The organism is Neobacillus camarae, from assembly GCF_054950115.1.
In genome coordinates this window covers 1,077,927-1,097,963 of the sequence record NZ_JBUCKX010000001.1, presented here as the reverse complement: position 1 = coordinate 1,097,963, position 20,037 = coordinate 1,077,927, and the positions used below count along the sequence as shown (strand labels likewise).

16 protein-coding genes are annotated in these 20,037 nt (G+C 38.8%); 6 read left to right on the top strand and 10 right to left on the bottom strand.

Going from position 1 to position 20,037, the window contains the following annotated elements:
* Positions 1 to 17: 17 nt before the first annotated feature.
* From ACY8D0_RS05190 to ACY8D0_RS05175, 4 genes are all read right to left on the bottom strand, one after another.
* Positions 18 to 1,637 carry a response regulator transcription factor gene (locus ACY8D0_RS05190; protein ID WP_462409409.1) on the bottom strand — a complete coding sequence of 540 codons (1,620 nt, stop codon included), beginning with the start codon at positions 1,635 to 1,637 and terminating at the stop codon, positions 18 to 20.
* Positions 1,612 to 3,375 carry a sensor histidine kinase gene (locus ACY8D0_RS05185; RefSeq protein WP_462409408.1) on the bottom strand — a complete coding sequence of 588 codons (1,764 nt, stop codon included), beginning with the start codon at positions 3,373 to 3,375 and terminating at the stop codon, positions 1,612 to 1,614. The genes ACY8D0_RS05190 and ACY8D0_RS05185 overlap by 26 nt, the downstream gene beginning before the upstream one ends.
* Positions 3,376 to 3,459: 84 nt before the next feature.
* Positions 3,460 to 5,499: an alpha-L-rhamnosidase-related protein gene (locus tag ACY8D0_RS05180; RefSeq protein WP_462409407.1), complete on the bottom strand. Its 2,040-nt coding sequence runs from the start codon at positions 5,497 to 5,499 to the stop codon at positions 3,460 to 3,462.
* Between the two features lie 346 nt (positions 5,500 to 5,845).
* Positions 5,846 to 6,004 carry a hypothetical protein gene (locus ACY8D0_RS05175; RefSeq protein ID WP_462409406.1) on the bottom strand — a complete coding sequence of 53 codons (159 nt, stop codon included), beginning with the start codon at positions 6,002 to 6,004 and terminating at the stop codon, positions 5,846 to 5,848.
* 573 nt (positions 6,005 to 6,577) lie between these two features.
* Here ACY8D0_RS05175 and ACY8D0_RS05170 point away from each other — a divergent pair.
* The 5 genes from ACY8D0_RS05170 to ACY8D0_RS05150 all read left to right on the top strand — a co-directional run bounded on the left by ACY8D0_RS05170 (position 6,578) and on the right by ACY8D0_RS05150 (position 11,428).
* Positions 6,578 to 7,492 carry a ubiquinol oxidase subunit II gene (locus tag ACY8D0_RS05170; protein WP_462409405.1) on the top strand — a complete coding sequence of 305 codons (915 nt, stop codon included), beginning with the start codon at positions 6,578 to 6,580 and terminating at the stop codon, positions 7,490 to 7,492.
* Positions 7,493 to 7,510: 18 nt separating this feature from the next.
* Positions 7,511 to 9,517: a cbb3-type cytochrome c oxidase subunit I gene (locus tag ACY8D0_RS05165; RefSeq protein WP_462409404.1), complete on the top strand. Its 2,007-nt coding sequence runs from the start codon at positions 7,511 to 7,513 to the stop codon at positions 9,515 to 9,517.
* Positions 9,518 to 9,523: 6 nt separating this feature from the next.
* Positions 9,524 to 10,132: a cytochrome (ubi)quinol oxidase subunit III gene (locus ACY8D0_RS05160; protein ID WP_462409403.1), complete on the top strand. Its 609-nt coding sequence runs from the start codon at positions 9,524 to 9,526 to the stop codon at positions 10,130 to 10,132.
* Positions 10,132 to 10,446, top strand: coding sequence for a cytochrome o ubiquinol oxidase subunit IV (cyoD, locus tag ACY8D0_RS05155; RefSeq protein WP_462409402.1), 315 nt, complete (start codon positions 10,132 to 10,134; stop codon positions 10,444 to 10,446). The genes ACY8D0_RS05160 and cyoD overlap by 1 nt, the downstream gene beginning before the upstream one ends.
* A 64-nt stretch (positions 10,447 to 10,510) precedes the next feature.
* Entirely contained in the window at positions 10,511 to 11,428 is a 918-nt protein-coding gene (locus ACY8D0_RS05150) for a heme o synthase (RefSeq protein ID WP_462409401.1), read from the top strand.
* Positions 11,429 to 11,919: 491 nt separating this feature from the next.
* On the opposite strand, the gene ACY8D0_RS05145 is transcribed toward ACY8D0_RS05150, so the two are convergent.
* On the bottom strand, positions 11,920 to 12,150 hold the full coding sequence (locus ACY8D0_RS05145; RefSeq protein WP_462409400.1) for a hypothetical protein: 231 nt from the start codon (positions 12,148 to 12,150) through the stop codon (positions 11,920 to 11,922).
* A gap of 48 nt (positions 12,151 to 12,198) precedes the next feature.
* Positions 12,199 to 12,642, bottom strand: coding sequence for a hypothetical protein (locus tag ACY8D0_RS05140; protein WP_462409399.1), 444 nt, complete (start codon positions 12,640 to 12,642; stop codon positions 12,199 to 12,201).
* 592 nt (positions 12,643 to 13,234) lie between these two features.
* On the opposite strand from ACY8D0_RS05140, the gene ACY8D0_RS05135 reads away from it, so the two are divergent.
* Positions 13,235 to 14,338, top strand: coding sequence for a TDT family transporter (locus ACY8D0_RS05135; protein ID WP_462409398.1), 1,104 nt, complete (start codon positions 13,235 to 13,237; stop codon positions 14,336 to 14,338).
* Between the two features lie 317 nt (positions 14,339 to 14,655).
* Here ACY8D0_RS05135 and ACY8D0_RS05130 read toward each other — a convergent pair whose 3' ends face one another.
* From ACY8D0_RS05130 to ACY8D0_RS05115, 4 genes are all read right to left on the bottom strand, one after another.
* Entirely contained in the window at positions 14,656 to 15,939 is a 1,284-nt protein-coding gene (locus tag ACY8D0_RS05130; protein WP_462409397.1) for an ABC transporter substrate-binding protein, read from the bottom strand.
* 518 nt (positions 15,940 to 16,457) lie between these two features.
* Entirely contained in the window at positions 16,458 to 17,381 is a 924-nt protein-coding gene (locus ACY8D0_RS05125) for an AEC family transporter (RefSeq protein WP_462409396.1), read from the bottom strand.
* A gap of 308 nt (positions 17,382 to 17,689) precedes the next feature.
* A complete protein-coding gene (locus ACY8D0_RS05120; protein ID WP_462409395.1) occupies positions 17,690 to 18,397 on the bottom strand; it encodes a response regulator in 708 nt (235 codons plus the stop codon).
* Complete coding sequence (locus ACY8D0_RS05115; RefSeq protein ID WP_462409394.1) at positions 18,394 to 19,989, bottom strand: ATP-binding protein; 1,596 nt, start codon at positions 19,987 to 19,989, stop codon at positions 18,394 to 18,396. Before ACY8D0_RS05115 ends, ACY8D0_RS05120 begins: the two co-directional genes overlap by 4 nt.
* Between the last annotated feature and the right edge of the window lie 48 nt (positions 19,990 to 20,037).

Here is a 20,037-nt window from a genome sequence, read left to right as displayed (position 1 = left end):
TAGATGTTGAAGAATGATTAATTTCGATATTCTTGGGGGGTAACGCCTACATGTTTTTTAAAAAAACGGGTAAAATAGCCTGCTGTACTGAATCCCACTTTCTCTCCTATTTCATGGATCTTTAAGGAGGAGTGAAGAAGTAACTCCTTTGCCTTGCCTACCCGAAGATCGGTAATATAATCAGAAATGTTTTTCCCGGTGTATTGCTTATATAGTGTCGATAAATAGGAGGGGTTCATGTAAACCAGATTGGCGAGTGTATCTAATGAGAGGTCCATCGAAAGATTTTCACGGATATATTTATTCAGCTTGTGGATGACACGATGTGTCCGTTCATCTTGAATGCTTCTTTTTTTGGAATAAAGATCCCCTATTACATTCATCAGTACTTGCAATGCATCGTTCTTGGATTTATGGGCAGAAAAATTAAGCAGCCGTTCCATTTCTTGGTTCCGCTCTTCTTGAAGATTGATTTGCAGTTTATTGATGCTTTCCAACAAATGAACGGCTACTTTATAGTAGATTTCAGCAAATACACCGTACCTCGGAGGTAAATGATAAAATAATTCGGCTAAGATTTTTTTACACTCCTCTTCATCACCTGTTTCAAGACATTGTTCGAAGTCGGCAAAGTACCGGCGATATGCATCTGGTTCATTCATAAGTGGTTCTTCTTCACAATTGGAAATTAGCATTTCTTCTCCATTTCCTACCCCTAGAACCATCATTTGATTGATTTTACTGTATGTTTTCCCGATTTCCTCCCAGCTTATTGGTTTCCCATTGCACACCAGTGAAATAGGCAATTTTAACAGCTTTTTGCATGCCGCCTGGATGCTTTCCATCGATCCCTTCACATAGGATAACGTATCCTCCCATGGATGGATGTTTGTTAGGGATAGCCCCACATCATGGCTATTGTTTGGTTGTATCAGCCATATCATTTCAGAGCCTTCCATTAGGATCGTTTGAATCCTGATGAGCCTCAAGTGTTCTTCTACAATATTTTGAATGGCATCCATCATGAGCAATTGATTGGCTAAATCGTCACTCTCCTTCCACTTGTCCACTCTCCCGCCAATCAGCAGCACTTGTTCCTGTACCGATAAATTCATTTGGAGTTCTTTGAATTTTGATTCATGAAGGATTAGAGGGAATCTTCCTACGTCCAGCATTTCGTTAAACCATTGTTTCCTGAGAAGCGGAAGTACCTGGGTGTAATTTTCTTTTGCCTGAATTATAATTTGCTCGTTTAAGGCCTCCTGATCCAATTCGGACAATGCTTTTTTTATGCTTTTTATGATTGACTCATCGCCTTCCGTTTTCAGGATGTAATCGCAACATCCTAATCGAATTGCAGCTTGAGCGTACTGGATATCACCGAAACCCGTCAGGAAGATCACTTTGCAACCGGGCCAGCGATTCGAGATCCATCTTTGCAGTTCTAGTCCGTCCATGCCTGGCATCTTGATATCGCTGATTACAATATCCATTTTTGTATGTAACAAGCGCTGAATGGCTTCATCAGCTGAATAGGCAGTATACAATTCAAAATCAAAACCTGCATAATCCGAAATCATGAAATAGAGGCCATCCACTGTATATGGCTCATCATCCACTATTAATAATTTTTTCATTGAACTTCATCTCCAATGGTATGATCATATCAACCCTTAATCCGTTTTGATCATTCATGCTTAGATAAACACCGCCCCTTTCGCCGTATTTTATTTTAATGCGGCGATGGACATTGACAAGTCCTGTACTTTCAATTACTTCTTTTGGATTGTTCAATGACTCTATCATCTTATTAAGTTTTTCCATTGTTAGTTCTCCACCATTATCCTCGACACGAATGTTCAATTCGATTTCTGATACTCTCATTTGGACCTTCAGCCATGCCCCTTTTGGTTTCTTCTCGAGTGCGTACTGGTAAGCATTTTCTATGATTGGCTGCAAGATTAGTCTTGGTACTGGAATCAAACGTGCTTGTTCCGGAATCTCCTCAAAGTCGGCTTGTATTCGATTGGCAAATCGAATTGACTGAATGTCGATATAATTCTTCGCATGTTTGGCTTCCCTTTCAAAGGGTACATCTTCGATCCCGTCCCGAGTGATGTATTGAAAGTATTCTCCTAAGTACTTTGCTAAAAGTATAATATTCTCGGTATCTTTGAGCATCGCCATCCGATATAAAATAAAGTAAGTATTATATAAAAAATGAGGATTAATTTGCGATTGCAGGTGTCTTAATTCCGATAGACTGGCCCTATACTGCTGCTCATATACTTCATGAACAAGGACGTCTAATTGCTTTACGGTTGAGTTAAACTGTTCATAAAGGTATCCAAATTCATCATGAAACGGATAAGTTAAGGCAATATCAAAATCTCCTGTTTCCATTCGGCGGAACGCGGCAATAAGGTTTTTTAGCGGTTGATGAATCATTCTGTAAATTAGATAGGAAAAGATCATGATTAAAAGGATGGAAGCAAGTGACAGGAGCAGCAGCCACTTTTCATAGTCTTTGAGGGATTTATTCATATCTGTAGTTGGAACGAACATGGTCATTGTTACATCTAGCAGTTTTGATTCCTTTTGGGTAACCATATAGGTCTTGCTGCCAATTTTGAAATTCTGACCGGCGGTGGTGCTGCTGATTTTTTTCATTTGATTGATAAATGATGTTTCCTCACTCTTATCCATCGATCCCGCCACCACCCAGGGGATATTCCTTCCAGCCAAAACGGCTTCTCCGCCCACACTTGTAAAGCTGTGCAGAGCTGAGGATAAACCTGAACGAGATACCTCTACACCAATAATAAAATTTTGATTTTGGGTAGTACTCGGGTCAGGATATGGAATGGCAATATAGACACGGCTGCCAATTTGAATAAACGGGGATTCAAATAGATTTTTAACTTTCCTTAGTTCATCAAATTTTTGATGATCCATTTCAGAAATGGCATTGACATTGGAGGAAACGGTCCGATCAATGGATGGAATCATCACAAAAGCATCATCAACAAATTTACTGGATTCTTTAAGGATATCTAATTTTTCCTTCAAGCGAAGCACAGCTTGATTGATTTCCAACTGAGACATGATATCAGCCGAAGAACTCAACTTCATCAAATCCTCATCGTTGACATATTCCTGTAAAAATTGGATAGTATGCCCGAAATCACCTTCTAACATTTCCATATAAAGATTAACCCTTGAATTCAGTGAATGGGCTATTTCACTCTTCACATGATGCGTACCTGACTGATTCATCATCAGCCCGATAACATAAATAGGAAGCAGCGAAATGAAGAATGTGAGGACTAGCTTAGGATAGATCTTTAACGATTTAATGAAATGAACGATTTTCATTAAGTCCTCCTTCTTGTCTTTTTTGAGAATCTTAAACAAGCCAAACTATCAAAATTAGTTTGGCTTGTTAAGTTCAACCTTTTTTTAATTGTTCAATGGTACGTCCAGCCAACTTCCATCAGTCGGAATAGGTGCTTCCAGGGATTCCTCTTCCTTTTTGTATCGAAGGACGCCTAGCCCGCCAGAAGCCCTGACACGAATCCTTTCACTATTCATATACACTTCCACATCGCCTTTGCCGATTGGCACGGTGCCTTGGATCCATTTCAGTCCACCAAGATGTGGTTCCACCGTAAAGGTTTCATACCCTGGACTCAGAGGTTTTACACCTAAGAAGTACTTTCCAACGAGGTAAAGAGGACTTGCTCCCCATGCATGGCAAAGACTCCTCCCGAAACGCATGTCATACATTCCAAGATGCTCTGCCCCTTTCTGATTAGGATCGAATTCTTCCCAGAAACTTGTTGCGCCTAAATCAAGCATGCCCCCCCAATAGCTTAACATCTCATCAAGGACAAACAGATGTTCCCCTACTTCACACATGGCCGCAAGTTCATAAAAACGCATATAGGGGGTCTTGATTCTTTGAATGGCTGGATTTAGCATGACATTTTGCTTGACACTCTCTGTCTGCATTCCGTCAAGATAGCCAAACATAAGGGCAAACATATTCGGGTATTTGGTCACCTTATCGCTTATGATCCCCTCATGCCGATTATGAACCAGTGCCCCCTGTTCTTTGTCCCAAAAAATATCCATGATTTTGGACTTTAGTTCATTTGCCATATTTTGATACTCAAGACTACGGTCGCGATCTCCCACCAATTCTGCTATGGCTGCCAGCGTTTCTAAGCTCCTGCACAACAGTAATTGAATGGTACTTACTTCTCCTCGATTGTCAATGTGTGCCCAGTCGACGAACACCCAGTCATCCTCTATTCCTTCCATCATTCCTTCTTCATTGCGGCGTTCTAAACAGAAATCCATCAGTGAAACGCTGCGTTCATATTGTGATTTAACGAAGGCGATGTCACCGGTATATAGATAATAATCATAGATTCCGATAAACCAATACAAGCTGTAGTCGAGGATGGTATTCATATGAATGGCCACTGGGTCCTTTCCCCTTAGGGCTATCAGCGTACGCTTTACCGCTTCACTGTCATAAAAGCTATAATAATTCATCAAAAACGATTGATACGCATCCCCAGACCACACCCAGCGGTCGCGCTTGATTCCGTCAAAGAAAAACTCCCGAGTACAGAGATGAAAAGTGTAAAGAGATGTGTCCCAGATTTTGTTGAGTTTCTCACTTGAGCTCTGAAACTTTCCCCTGTATTCAACTGGCAGATATTCATAAAGCATCGAGATGGACTCAATCTCGAAATCACTTTGCTCCGGGACAACCTGGACAAAGCGAAATGCTCTTGCCTCTTTAAAGGTATAGTCATGCGATTGTTGCGAGTCTAAAGAAACACGGTCCAACTGGAGGCAATACTCCCTGTCCTCAGCCTCTTCTCTGGATTCCCCATAATAAACCGTCACATCGCTTTGTCCCTTCATACCTTTTAATAGGAGATAACCAAATGTCTCTTTGCCAAAGTCAACCAACCACCCGTCCTCTCTTCGTTCTACACTTACCGAAGCTTGAGGCTCGGTCTGTAATTGGTATCTAGATGGAGGAAGTGTCGAATCATTCAAGACGTCTCTCCAGCATCCGGCAGCATGCCAACGTTGGTCAAAACAGGATACTTCCCAACTAGCGTTTGTGCGTATGTTCTTTCCTTCGACGAATAAAGCTGGCACACCCACATCATTGTAGACGTTAACTTTCAACTCGTGCTTTCCTGCCGGAAGCCTTGCTCGGGAAGTATTGGACCTGTAGTTATCTTTGCCGTCCAAAAACCAGGCGAACCGGCCATCTGCGGTAATCGCCACTTCCTCTGGCTGCTCCAATTCGTATGTAAGTCGATAAATAACAGAACTGTAATGACGGTCGAGTCTCCAAAAGGCAGGATATATTGCCCCACGCGTTTGACGTCTAATGGAGATTTGTTCATTAAGCCAGATTTCCCAATCACCCGGAAACCAAATCCAGTAAGCGCCTTCATTCGGTTTGTTCATTCTCCCTGACTCCTTTATAAAAATGATAAACTCACCTGCCTATCAAGGAAGAAAGTGAGTTCTCCTATCAACTTATTAAAAATAATATGGTGTTCATTTGTTTATTTTTAATAAAATAATATCATATTCTTTTCCAACTTAAAGAAGGTTTTGGAAACTATGAAAACTTTAAACCTACTTCTGAGGAAATTTCATTTTCCACTGTAGTTAATCTTTAAACTTCAACCAGCGCATGCTTTGTCCATCTCGAGTCCGAGTGAAATTTTATAAAAAATCCACCTTCCTTGGAAAGGAGAAGTGGATTTTTTTATTGCTAGGGTAAACCATTAAATTGTCCAGATAGTGTTTATTGAGGATGCGTTTTATCTTTTTCTAGTTGGTATTCCTCCAGCCCAATAGGTTTAACTTTTGTTTCTCCCACCTTGGAGAAGATAATAAAAAGAACTAACCAAATCGGACTCATCGCTGCTATACCTCTTACAAAACCAATCAGAAAATCTAACATATAAATCCCGCTCCCTATCTTTTGTGAATGAATAAGATTACTAATTGCAGAGGAAGTAAATGAAGGCTGCAAAATCTTGAACTCCGTGGCTTAGAGAGTTTACCTGAATACTAGAAGGTGAGTGAAAACGTTTTCAATAATAATTAGTGCAGACTGCTGTATGCGGTTTTTAACTGAAGACATACATTGAAGACCATCCAATAATAACTAACAAATAAAAAAGGCTTAAATGAATTTCCTTCGATAACATTTCTCGGAGTTGCTTTTACAGTTAACTATATATTCTATGTAAAAACAGTAAAATCCTTTCTGAATTTTCTAAATTCATTTGCTGTAGTGTGCGCACATCAAAAAAGGTGGAGCTTCATTTTAGATAAAACAACTAGTGCTCAGGTATCACCGATTACTTTAAAAATAAAGCGCGAACGACTAAGTGCCCTTTTGTTTACATAAATTTTGTTAACATTCCATGTTTTGGAATTTTAGAAAAGAATTTGGTTACCCTATTAACTGTTCATCACAAAAAGTTTATGTTCAAGAACCTTTATAAATAAAACGAAGGGGAATTTTGACGTGGGAAAATGGATTCGATATTGTAAAGCTTTTATTTTTTGTTTATTGACCATTATGCTTTTATCTAGTTGTGACCGAAGTAAATATATTGTCCTTGACCCAAAAGGGCCGGTCGGTCAGGAAGAGCTGCGTCTCATTATTATCTCTGTCATTCTTTGTGCTGTGGTTATCATTCCTGTCTTTGCAATATTTGTTTATATCGTCGTTCGATATCGCAATAAGCCTGGAAACAATGCACCATATGAGCCTGAATGGGATGATAGCAAAGTGCTCGAAGTGGTTTGGTGGGGAATTCCTATCGTTATTATAGGGATTCTAGGCTTCTATACGGCAAGAACAGCAATCAATGTATCAAAGCCTCCTGTAAAGGATGTTACACCTGTTGTGGTTCAAGTCACTTCATTGGATTGGAAATGGCTGTTTACGTATCCAGGCCAAAAGATAGCTACTGTTAACTATGCGGAAATTCCCGCTGGGGTTCCCGTTCAATTTGTCTTAACCTCAGATGCCCCCATGAATTCATTTTGGGTACCGCAGTTAGGGGGTCAGGAATATACCATGCCTGGCATGGCGATGGGGTTGTGGCTTCAGGCTAATAAAACAGGAAATTATTACGGTTCCGGGGCTAACTTTACTGGAACAGGATTTGCCCATATGAAATTTAGAGTAAAAGCGGTTAGTCAAGCTAATTTCAATAAATGGGCCGCCCGTCTTAAGAAAAACTCACCTGCTCTGACAAGCGACGGCTATGAGGATTTGGTTAGACCAAATACGGTGAAAGAATTAAGCTTTTCTTCCTATCCCAAGAATTTATTTGAAGACATCGTCAATAAAAATGGTGGAATCTATTTCGACCATCCACACCATATGGGTGATGACTCGCCGATGCAAACTACTTCAACTCATCATCACTAATCAGGAGGAAACCATTTCATGAATACTTCGCATTTTTTTGTTACAGGCGATCCGATGATATATGGTGCAGACGTTTCCATTGTTTTAGTAACGATAGGTATTATCGTCTCTCTCACCATGTTAAAAAAATGGGGCTGGCTATGGAGAGAATGGATTACAACGGTTGACCATAAAAAAATCGGTATTATGTATCTATTGGCTGCCTTGCTGATGCTCTTTCGTGGCGGAGTAGATGCGATTTTAATGCGGATACAGCTGGCGGTTCCCAATAGTCCATTTTTAGCTTCTGACCACTATAATGAAATTTTTACCACTCATGGAACCATCATGATATTATTTATGGCCATGCCTTTTATGTTTGCCCTGTTTAACATCGTTGTTCCATTACAAATTGGAGCTCGTGATGTGGCTTACCCCTTACTAAATGCTATTAGTTTTTGGGTGTTCTTTATTGGAGCGATGCTCTTTAATATCTCTTTCGTAATTGGCGGATCGGCCAGTTCAGGGTGGTTATCCTATCCCCCTCTATCGGAGACAACCTTTAGCCCGGGGCCGGGACAGAACTTTTGGATTTGGGGTATTCAAATTTCCGGGATAGGAAGTTTGGCCTCCGGAATCAACTTTGCTGTTACCATTTTAAAAATGCGTACCCCTTCCATGCGTTTAAGAGATATGCCTTTATTTACATGGTCTGTTTTAGCATCTTCTATTGCCATTTTAGGGGCATTCCCGATTCTTACTGGTACATTGGGCATGTTAACCATCGACCGTTTGCTTGACGGACATTTTTTCACGATGACTAAAGGCGGTAACCCCATGATGTATATCAATCTGATTTGGATGTGGGGTCACCCTGAAGTGTACATCGTTGTTTTACCAGCGTTTGGAGTATTCTCTGAAGTGGTGGCAACCTTTTCCAAAAAACGAACCTTTGGATACAGTTCGATGGTCTACTCCATGATTGCCATTGCGGTCGTTTCGTACTATACATGGGCTCATCACTTTTTTACAATGGGCGCCGGTGTAGATGTGAATATTGCCTTTGCCATTTGTACCATGATTATCGGGATTCCAACTGGTGTAAAAGTTTTCAACTGGCTGTTTACCATGTATCGCGGGCGCATCGAGATTTCGCAGCCCATGCTTTGGTTTTTAGCGTTTGTTCCAACCTTCGTTCTTGGGGGTGCAACGGGTGTCATGCTCGCAGCGGCACCGGCAGACTATCAATACCATAATAGCTACTTTCTGATTGCCCACTTTCACCAAGTATTAATTGGTGGTGTGGTGTTCGGTTATCTGGCTGGAATGTATTATTGGTTCCCCAAAATTTTTGGGTTTGAATTAAATTATACACTTGGAAAATGGGGCTTTTGGTTATGGCAAATCGGTTTCTATGTTTGCTTTATGCCACAATATGCACTTGGCTTTATGGGGATGACACGGCGGATTTATATTTATAACCAAACCGAGGGCTGGGATATGGGCTGGGCTCCGCTCAACTTAATTTCGTCTGTTGGGGCGTTATTAATGGGAGTGGCATTTGCCTTCCAAGTTTGGCAAATCCTATACAGCATTAAATATGGGAAACGTGATTTCACAGGGGATCCGTGGGACGGCCGAACATTAGAATGGTCGATTCCTTCCCCTGCGCCTTCATACAATTTTGCCATCATCCCGGAAGTCAAAGGACGTGACGCCTGGTGGTACAAGAAACAAGAAATGCAACAAGAAGGATATGTACAGCAAGCACCACAATATGAACCGATTCATATGCCGAAAAATTCCGGTATGCCTTTTATCATGTCATGCTTCTTCTTTGTTGCTGGATTTGGATTTACGTTTGAATGGCATTGGATGGGCTTTATAGGATTAATCGGCGTTGCCATATCACTTTACGCACGTTCATTCCAATATGATACGGATTATTATATTCCAGTGGATGAAATTGAAAGTACGGAAAGAGCTTTAAGGAATCGTTCCACTGCCTTTCAAAAATCATCAATGGAAGAAACTTTAGGGAGGTAGTAAGTGGTGTCACAAAGTGTTTCTGCACAAGCCTCGGGCCATGGTCACGATCATGGCCATAACCAAGGAGAATTGAAGGTTTTAGGGTTTTGGATTTTCCTTGTTACCGACTGTCTATTGTTTTCTACATTTTTTGGTGCTTTTGCTGTGTTACGCGATCATACAGATGGCGGATTTACAACTCATGATTTCGATGTAACTGGGTTTATTCTTGAAACCTTCATTCTTTTAATAAGTTCATTTACGAGTGGATTAGCAGTGTTGGACATGCACAAAGGAAAGAAAAATTCTCTTATTCGCTGGTTAATTGTAACAGTCCTTTTAGGTGCCTTGTTCGTCGGACTTGAAATCAATGAGTTTGCAAACATGGCCGAGGAGGGTGCGACCATTTCAAGAAGTGCGTTTCTTACCTCGTTCTTTAGTCTTGTTGGACTGCACGGGGCGCACGTTTCATTTGGTATCATGTGGATGATCGGTTTGATCATCCAGCTTTCCCAAAGAGGAATTACACCAGTGACGAAAAATAAAATCTCAATTATCAGTTTGTACTGGCACTTTTTGGACGCCGTTTGGATCTTCATCTTTACCGTTGTCTATTTAATGGGGGTGATGTAATGACCAATCACGAACACACCGAACATACTGGATCCTTAAAGGCTTATGTCATTGGTTTCATTTTATCAATTATTCTGACCATCATTCCGCTCTTCTTGGTATTGAATCATATGATGTCAAAAACACCGTTAATGGTTAGTATCTTGATTGCAGCTGTTTTGCAGTTTGCCATTCAGCTATTCTTCTTTATGCATATTCGTGAGGGCAACAAACCAAGATACAATGCAATGGCCTTAATTTTAGGTTTGGTTTTCGCTGTAACAATCGTCTATGGTTCCATATGGATTATGGAGTTTAATTCTGTAGTTCAATAGAAACTAGATGATCCTACGGGTAAACCCGATAGCTCATGGAAGGTAAACACAAAGGAGTGAGGTCATGGCAGTTGTCCCGAAAATCAATCAGGATTCGCTATCTTTATTAACTCGTTTGACTCAAACGATTTCAGTATATATAGAAGTAACCAAACCGAAAATCTTATTTATGCTCAGTTTTACTTCCCTGTGCGCTGCTATTGTTGCACAAAGGGGAATGCCATCCTTGGATGTCACATTGGCCATGCTTTTAAGTGCATCATTATCGGCTGGGGGTTCAGCGGCGATTAACATGTGGTATGACCGGGATATTGATCACATCATGGAGCGGACAGCCAAACGTCCCCTTCCCTTGGGTTTAATTCAACCTACATCTGTCTTGAGGTTTGGACTTGTATTGGGTGTATTATCAGTGGTTATCGCCTTTTTGTTTGTTAATCCCTTTACCGCTTTTTTAAATGCTGCGGGCTATTTCTATTATGCTGTCATTTATACGATGTGGTTAAAACGACGTACCCCTCAAAACATTGTCATTGGCGGAGGGGCTGGTGCGTTTCCCATTTTAATTGGCTGGTCTTCTGTCACGAATAGTTTAGATTTAACAGCATGGTTAATGTTTATGGTGATTTTTCTTTGGACACCGCCTCACTCCTGGGCGCTTGCCTTATACAAAAATGAGGAATATACAAAAGCAGGCATTCCGATGATGCCGGTCGTTATAGGTCCCCGTGGAACCAAAATTCAAAGTCTTATCTATATGGTCCTTTTATTTGTTTGTTCTATCGTCCTTTACGTACAAGGGAACTTTAATTCCATATACCTTGCTGGTGCCGTCATTTTTAACAGTGCTCTCCTGTATTGCACTATTAGAATGTGGAAAGAGGAGGATCATCGATTTTTTTGGGCAAAACGGACGTTTATTTGCTCTTTGTTCTATATATTAGGAGTGTTTTCAACGATGGTGATTGGAATTTATCGGTAGATGATTACAAATTCAAAAGGGAGGCGACAAATTGAATTACGGACTTATCATTATTCTAAGTTTATTTGCTGTGACTTTTATTTTAACCACGATTATTTTCAAAAAAGCAATGAAAGAATAATTAGTACAACAGATTTAAGGGCTTTGTTGAAATTCAACAAAGCCCTTTTTTAGGATTTTGACTCCGAGAACTGTCCAGCTCCATGCGCCATCGGCTCGAGGTCACAAGCCAATCCAGCCAAAAGGTTAAAGAACGCAACCTTTCAGCTGGCTCGTCTTGTGCTTGTCGCCGATAAACGGGCGCCTTGCGCTTTTCTTGTTATTCATTCATCAATCGATAAAACATATATGAGGATAACCCTAGCGCTAATGCAAACAACCCAAAATAGCCTGCTGTATATAAAATATCCTCCATTTTGTGCCCCTTTCTCATAACATTTTAATGACCGAAGGAGATTAAATCACTAACTCTGTGGCATTATGGATAGAGGTCATTCTTTATACGAATGATTTCTTTCTTGGATAGCGCCTAGAACGGCCCCGAAGATAAAGGTATATCCTGCACCGCCCAAAAAGCCAAGTGCAATGTTAAGATGAAAGTTTTCATTCATTGTCCAAGGAGTTCCATCCATTGTCCAGGGATGCCCCGTAAAAAGTTCAAATAACATGAAAAGGACTCCTGCAATAATTTCCAGTATTGTTACTTTAATATACCATTTCATATGATTTCCTCCATTATATTTGGATGGTATGTATTTGTTAAAATTTCATTATTCGCTTGAAAAGACTGAAACGCCCAACATCGGTGCAATTTTTTTGAGATTATTACGATTTTCTACGATAAGCTTACGAGCTTGGGGTTTATTCTTTTGGGAAATCGCCTTTGTTAGCTCATCGTATTTTTCATCGATACCACCTGCAAATGTTTTACCCTTTTTAGCGATTAATGAAGGCAGGATCGCATCGTGAAATTCATCGTCAAGGTTACGAGATAAGGTTTTTGCTGAATCATAATCTTCATGGGTTATAAATTTGTCCATCATTTTAAACCCATAGAACATATCATGAAAAGGCGTGGATAGCGATCGTTTAGCGTGAGTCATTTTGTAATCCGATTGAGTACTGAGCTGATTATTGTTTAGGGTATCTCCGCAGCCGGCAACACTTATTGTCAGTAATGTCCCGATCACGGCTGTCAATATTTTATTACTCATCTTTTTGCCCCTTTTTTAAAAGTTAGAATAAAAAATCAGGAAAGCTAGACATAATAGTGATAAACTATTGCTTTTCTAGTATCCCCGTTCATAAACTTTTTTATTATAACCAACTGTTCGAGATATAGCCGATATTATTTCGAAACTATTCAACAAACCTTCTTCGTTAAGAGCAAGAGTTCATGAAGATATTCATAATAGCCTTGGATGGCAGGCATCGCTATTCCCTCAGTTTTGTAAAATTGCTAAACATTTCAAACGGGGATTTTTTGTTCGGTTTGGTTGAACTTTTTAATACCGTGTGTTTCTTGAACCATTAATTGAGTTATCCTTATCGTTGTATAAAAAAATCCACCCTTTCTATCAGGAATTTGGTGGATTTGGCACACTAGTACGCCTAAAATCAGTCGCACTAGTACTATTTGACTCTCCCACAGCTGAAGCAGTGGGATTCAACACCCCTAGCACGTTAGATAGAAATTTCTTTCACACGTTCTGTCTGCTGTATTCAATCAAGTCTGAACAAATGTGCAGTCCTCCTGATATATTGATGGTATACTTGTTATATCTCTAAATCTATCTGGTGATAAATTTGGTTTATTTATTGATATTAATTTTCCTTATTATTTGTATTATTTTATTTTTCGCTTTTAATAAACTTTATATTAAAACTTCAACCATGGCCATGGTTATGGCACTTGGGATTGTTACACAGGGTGTTCTATTAAACTATTTTGGAATCCATTTCTTCCAACACATTTTTGGGAAAATTTTATCCATTATTAACCTATCCCTTTGGTTTTCCTTTATTCTTTCTTTAATAATTGCCAGTCGGGATGGAAAATTTAAAGACATTCATTATTCCAATCTAATCAATCGTTTTGGGATTGGGACATGGGTTGCTGGTACCTCTATTAGTGGGATTATATTTTATAAACAATTTTTCCACTGGGGATTTATATCGGTCTTTATTGCGATTATAAATATTGTTCTGTGGATTATTTATATTGGGATAAGTGTAAAAACTTTTTTAGAAATTTCTCGGACAAAATCATATCAGAATGTCCATGGAATTCTTCTTCTTACTACTGTTAGCACACAATCGATAGTCCTGTTACTTAACACTGTTTTCAAAGAATTTCCGGACATCTTTAACCTATCCTTACTAATCATAGGGTTTTGTTTTTATCTTGTGTGTGTATTCTTTATATTATATAGATACATAAAAAGTTCTTGGTCAATTGAATTGGATTGGAACAATACGAACTGCATTTTACACGGGGCTTTATCTATTTCCGGGATTGCCTGTTTAGTCACAGGCATTATTGGTATGGATACCATAAGATTGATATGGAGAGCAGCCTTTATTATTTTCATTATGGTTGAGTCTATTGAAATCTACAGGCTTTTTAAACGGATGAAATACTATGGCTTTAAAAAAGCTATCTTGATTTATGATGTTACGCAGTGGAGTAGAGTTTTTACTTTTGCAATGTTTTATACATTAACATCCCTTATCCATACCTACTTATTTATTGGATCCATTGTGATTGACACGATCTTAAACTTAGGCGTTTGGATAGTCATCATTCTTCTAATGTTTGAACTCATGCTTTATTTTAGTGATCTAATAAAAGCTAATAAACAATCATCTAGACAGATTAGTGAAGGAAACGAAGTAAGCTCTCCATTTTAAGTGGGGAGCTTTAATTTTGAATATGTATGTTTAGCCGCCAATAAAGCATGTGTCTGCCAGCAGAGTCTCGAAAGAGTTCCTTGGTTAGTGGATGGAGAAACAATAAGGATAGCGTTATATCAAGGTTTGCGGGACTGTGTGGGAAACGAACCCACCAGACCACACACGGTGGTCTCAAGTAGTTTTGAGTTTGCTGGCACCTGTTTTTCTAGTATTACATTTAGTAATGCGGTCGGAATTTCACCTGGAAAATATGAAGACAAAACCAAGAATGAAGAAAGATGGCTGATTGGGTGTTGATCAGCCATCTAATACTCTCACTTATTATTTTGCGATAAAATGCTTTCTGCTTGTTGTCTAAATTGCTTTGCAGCATCTTTAACATTAAGCTGTCCAAAATTCATTTGTTCAGATAAATTCACTAAAATCTCAACAACTTCACCTGCTCCAATTGGATCTGGACCATCAAATGGTGAGGCATTTTGTTCAGCCCATTCAACACTTTTAACTACTTGTACTTGTTCTGGAGAAAGCACAGGAATAAGCTCTTCTTTAATAACAGATGAACCAGGAACACCGCGGTCACCTAATGCCAGTTTATTAGCTTCAACATCATTTACTAAGAAATCGATAAATTTAGCCGCTTCTTCTTGATGCTTAGAGTTTTTTGCAACTGACCAGAACATACTAGGTTTTAAATATAATCCTTCTTTGATACCAGGTCCTGGCATGTTATGAATTTTAAGTGGCCGATTTGCTATTTGCTGCAATCCCACAAACCCGTTAGACCATTCCCAAACTCCAATAGCTTTTTGTGTAACAACAGGGTTATCTTCAATACCTTTTAATTGGGCTAAATAATCAGGTGTTGGAGCTGCGCCGTCTTTTACTAATCCCGAAGTCATCCCGAAGAAATCAACAAACAATTGATCGTCTTCATAGCCAAGTTTTGTACCATCTTTACTATAAAGAGATTTTCCTTTTGTTCTTAAAAAGTAGTTAAAGAATACGTTAGCTTCCATTCCAGTATCCATATAAAGTCCAGCATCTTTTGCCTTTTTTGCAATTTCTTTGTAATCATCCCATGTCCAATTTTCATCTAAAGTCTCTACTCCGGCTTTTTTAAGTAATTCTGGATCATAATGTAGACCGACTACGTTTACACCTGCGGTGAAACCATATAATTTGTCACCGATTTTTCCACCGTTGATATAATTTTCATTGTAATTTTTTGTATCGATTTGTTTACCAACAAACGGAGTTAAATCTGTTAATTGTCCATGATCGGCATATTCAGAGAAGTAAGACAAGTCCATTTGAATAATGTCTGGCAATTGATTTGCTGCTGCTTGGGGCGCCAATTTTTTCCAATAGTCATCCCAACTTGCGTATTCTGCTTGAATTTTGACGTTTGGATTTTGCTTCTCGTACATTTTAATAATCTCAAGGGTGTAATCTTGTCTAGGCTTAGATCCCCACCATGCTATTCGAAGTGTTACTTTTTCATCTTTACCACTTACTGAATCTGAACTTGATTCACCACATGCAGCTAATGAAAATACCATTACAATTGATAGCAGCAAAAACAGAAACTTTCTCATTTATTTCCCCCTTGTTATCGCGCTACTTAATAACGCTTATAAATCTTATTTTTTACGCTCTTTACACCAGTGTTGTTTTCTATCTCTTCCATCCAATTGTTTGCGTTTTCATAAATATGATCAACTTTCCATTGTATCTCCCTCTTTTTCATAAAAATGTATTGAACATGTTTTCATTATAGCTAAACCAAATAATTAATTATTGCAATATTGAAAAAGTTTATTGCGTTTTTGTTAATACATCGCACTGTCTGATAGATAGTCTTGATACTAAATTTTAATAACACAAAAAACCACTGCCTATATAGGAAGTGGTTTTTGCGATTGAGTGGGCAAGTAGCATTGGCTCTTCCACTTCCATTGCCGTGCAATACCTTTTAGATTCCTATCATTTGAGAGACAGGCATTGCAATCATCATTTCTTTAAAGAAAATGGAGCATCGTTATACCAAATATGTAATAGAAGTAAAGTGTAAATTAAAATTTAAATAAAAGGGGATGAGCCCCTTTTATTTTTTCTAAAATAAAATCTGTGATAAATATACAACGGTAGTTACCGTAATCATGCTTAGAATTGTAGATAACAACACCACTTGGGCAGCATATTCCGGATGATTTCCGTATTCCAATGCGAAAAGAGCACTATTTCTTGAAGTTGGAAAAGAGCTTGCAATGAATAAGGCCTGGGCTGTCGTTCCTTCTAAATTTAAAGTGAAGATAATCATGATTGCAATGGTTGGAGAAAGGATCAGTCGGCCGAATAAACTTAGAAACAGCGGTAAAGAGAATCGACTAATCTTTATATACGCACTTTGAGCGCCAAGTGTAATCAGCGCCACTGCAATAAATGCACTTGACGTATTTTCTATCGGAGTCCATAAAAAAGTTGGGATTTTTATCTGGGTACTATGGAGAATCAATCCTAATAAAAAAGCATAAATAACAGGGTTTTTAAGAAATTCATTTAGGGCCCTCAGTTTGCTGCGATCCACGGAAACGGAATTTAGCAACCCATACGTATAGGTAAGCAGATTCTGAAAAATCATTACCACAATCTGAATCGACGCACCCAATGGATTATGTTGAAAAACAAGTTGGCTTACAGGCAATCCAAAGTTTCCAGAATTATTGAGTACGATACTATTTTTAAAGGTTGACGAAAGACTGTTATCAAATTTAGCAACTTTTGCTATTACACTACTAATAATCATTAAACTTATGCATTGGATGAGTAAAAATCCGACAATATGCAAAAGTGTTGCGCCGCTCACATTTGTTTGATAAACATTTACAAAACTAACAGCAGGCATTAGTAAATACGTTGTTAGTTTTGATAGAGTATTTATTTCGAACTTAAATTTTCGATGTAACATTGCTCCAGCGCCTATTAAAAGGAAAACCGGCAAAATAACATTTAACACGATAAGAAAAAATACATCCATTTTACTTCTCCTAATTCTAAAACTGCCTTTACATGAAAGATAGTCCAAAAACTCTGAAGTCAGAATTTATGGACTATAGATTCCATTTTGCCGGAAGTAACTCTTGAATTAATGCAACTAATAGAAGAATAGTAAGCAGATAGTTTACAAGTATTAATTTCGGACGTTTTAAGTATGCAGCCTCTGTGGTTGAATCCATCATGGCCATTTTTTGTAATCGATTTCAAGAATCCCAATCCAACAATATCCAGCCTATCATGCTCGGAATAACTGGAGTAAAATTTCTCCCATAATCTCTAGACACCCTTTTATGATCTAACAAGATAAACTCGCTCAGGTCGGCCAACTGTTCCATAGGATAAATCTGCTTCAATCTTTTCCTCGGAAACGAGATATTCCAGGTAACGTCTTGCTGTGGTCCTGCTTATGCCAATTTCTTTGGCAACCAATTCAGCCGTTAATCCGGGTTCTACATTCAAAAGTACCACCATTACTTTATCGAGGGTCAACGGATCAATCCCTTTCGGCAAATATAATTTCATGTTTCCGCCCTCATCAATTTCCTTATTTAGCAGCCTGTCTACCTGCTGCTGTGTAACATATTGATTTTCATGTTTTAATTCTATTAACTTTGTATGGTATTCTTGATATCTTTGCAGTGATTGTTTAAAGCGTTCAAAGACGACAGGTTTTATAATGTAATCAAATACCCCAATCGTGATTGCTTCTTGAACACTTTGAATCTCCTTTGCCGCTGTAATCATAATCACATCCATTTGTTTTGCCTGCCCTTTTGCCTCCTTTAGCAGGTCCAAGCCATTCATATCCGGAAAATATACATCTAGCAAAAGAAGGTCAGGCTGCAAAAGTTCAATATAAGTTTTTGCCTCTACATACGTTGAGGCAATACCAACCGTATGAATGCCAGCGATTTGTTCAATAAATCTCTTTTGAATTTCCGCAATTCTCAAATCATCCTCAATAATTAAGACTTCGATATCCCGTTTCACCTTCATGCTCGATCCACCTTCCTTTTCGGTATGGCTACTGTAAAAATAGTTCCTTCCCCAGAATTTGATGAAAATGTAATCGACCCGCCTAAATCTTCAATCGCCTTTTTCACCAGGCTTAATCCAATTCCCGCATTTGTCTGTTGATTCTTTGTTGAAAAACCTGACTTATAAATCTGCCCTTGGGCATCCATCGCGATTCCCTTTCCATTATCCTCAACCTCGATAATCAACTCTTTTCCCAGATCTGTTAAAAAGAGAGAAACATATTTTTCTTCCTTTTCATTATCCCTGACAGCATCAAAGGCATTGTTAATAATATTTCCAATAATCGTGACAAGCGAATCCCTATTAATCTCTAGGGGTACATCCCTGAAACTGCTTTCCCGATCAATAGTAAACTTAATTTTCAATTCACTTGCTAAGCTGACCTTTCCTAAGATAAATCCTGCAATGACCGGGTCTGGAATTTCTTTCATTAAAAATTCAATGAACCCTTGGGTATAGTCGACCTCCTTTGAGATAAAATCAATCGCTTCCTTATAGGAGCCAAGCTGAATCAAACCTAGCAGCGTATATAGACTATTGGAGTATTCATGTGTTTGCGCGCGCAACCCCTCCGCATAGGATTTGATATGTGATAATTCCTGAAGAAGATTGGCTAGCTCTGATTTATTTCGGAAGCTGACAACCGCCCCAATCACTTCATTTTTATTATTGAAAATGGGTACTCTGTTTGCCAGATACACCTCACCCAAAATCATTAATTCACGGTCATACTCGGCTTGTCCTGTCTTAACTACTTCAAGAAGCTGGGTATTTTCCAGAACATCATCAATTTTCTTTCCACGAAGCAGAATCTCATTAGGCTCCTGAAGAATCTTATGAGCTGTATCATTGACCACCGTCATTCGTCCTGCCGTATCAATTGCAATAATTCCTTCATGGATGGACTCCAATATGGCATGTTTCTCTTGATACATCCAGGCAATCTCTTTAGGTTCAAGTCCAAACATCGCCCTTTTAATATTTAGAGAGATTAATAGTGCAGATAGCAATCCACCAATTAAAACAATTAAAGTCACAAAAAAGATTTTTTCTTTTACTTTTGAAACTTCTTTTTCAATATTGGTTTGCAAATAACCGACAGAGACCACACCAATTACCTTTCCATCACTTCCAAAGATTGGGGCCTTCCCCCTCAAAGAGGGTCCAAGTGTACCGGTAGATTCTGAAATAATCGATTCCCCTTTAAAAACTTTACCGTTATCACCGCCGACCATTTTTTGACCGATGCGATTTGGATTAGGGTGGGAATATCGAATTTCGTCGCGGTTTCCAACAACAATAAATTCCGCCCCCACTTGTTTACGCACTTTTTCTGCAATTGGCTGAATGATGGACGCAGGATCTTCTTCTTGAAAAGCATGTTGAATCGTTGGCATATTGGAAATCGTCTGGGCTACGGATAAGGCCTTGGTGCCAATTTCATGCTTAAGGTTCGATTCAATGATATTTTTAAATGTTAATTCAAACATCACTCCAATAAATATGATGAGGATAAAAATCCCAAGCATTAATTTTGTATGTAAGCGCATTTATTCACCTCTATTATTATAATAGTAAAAAAAACCCCTTAAAAAAAG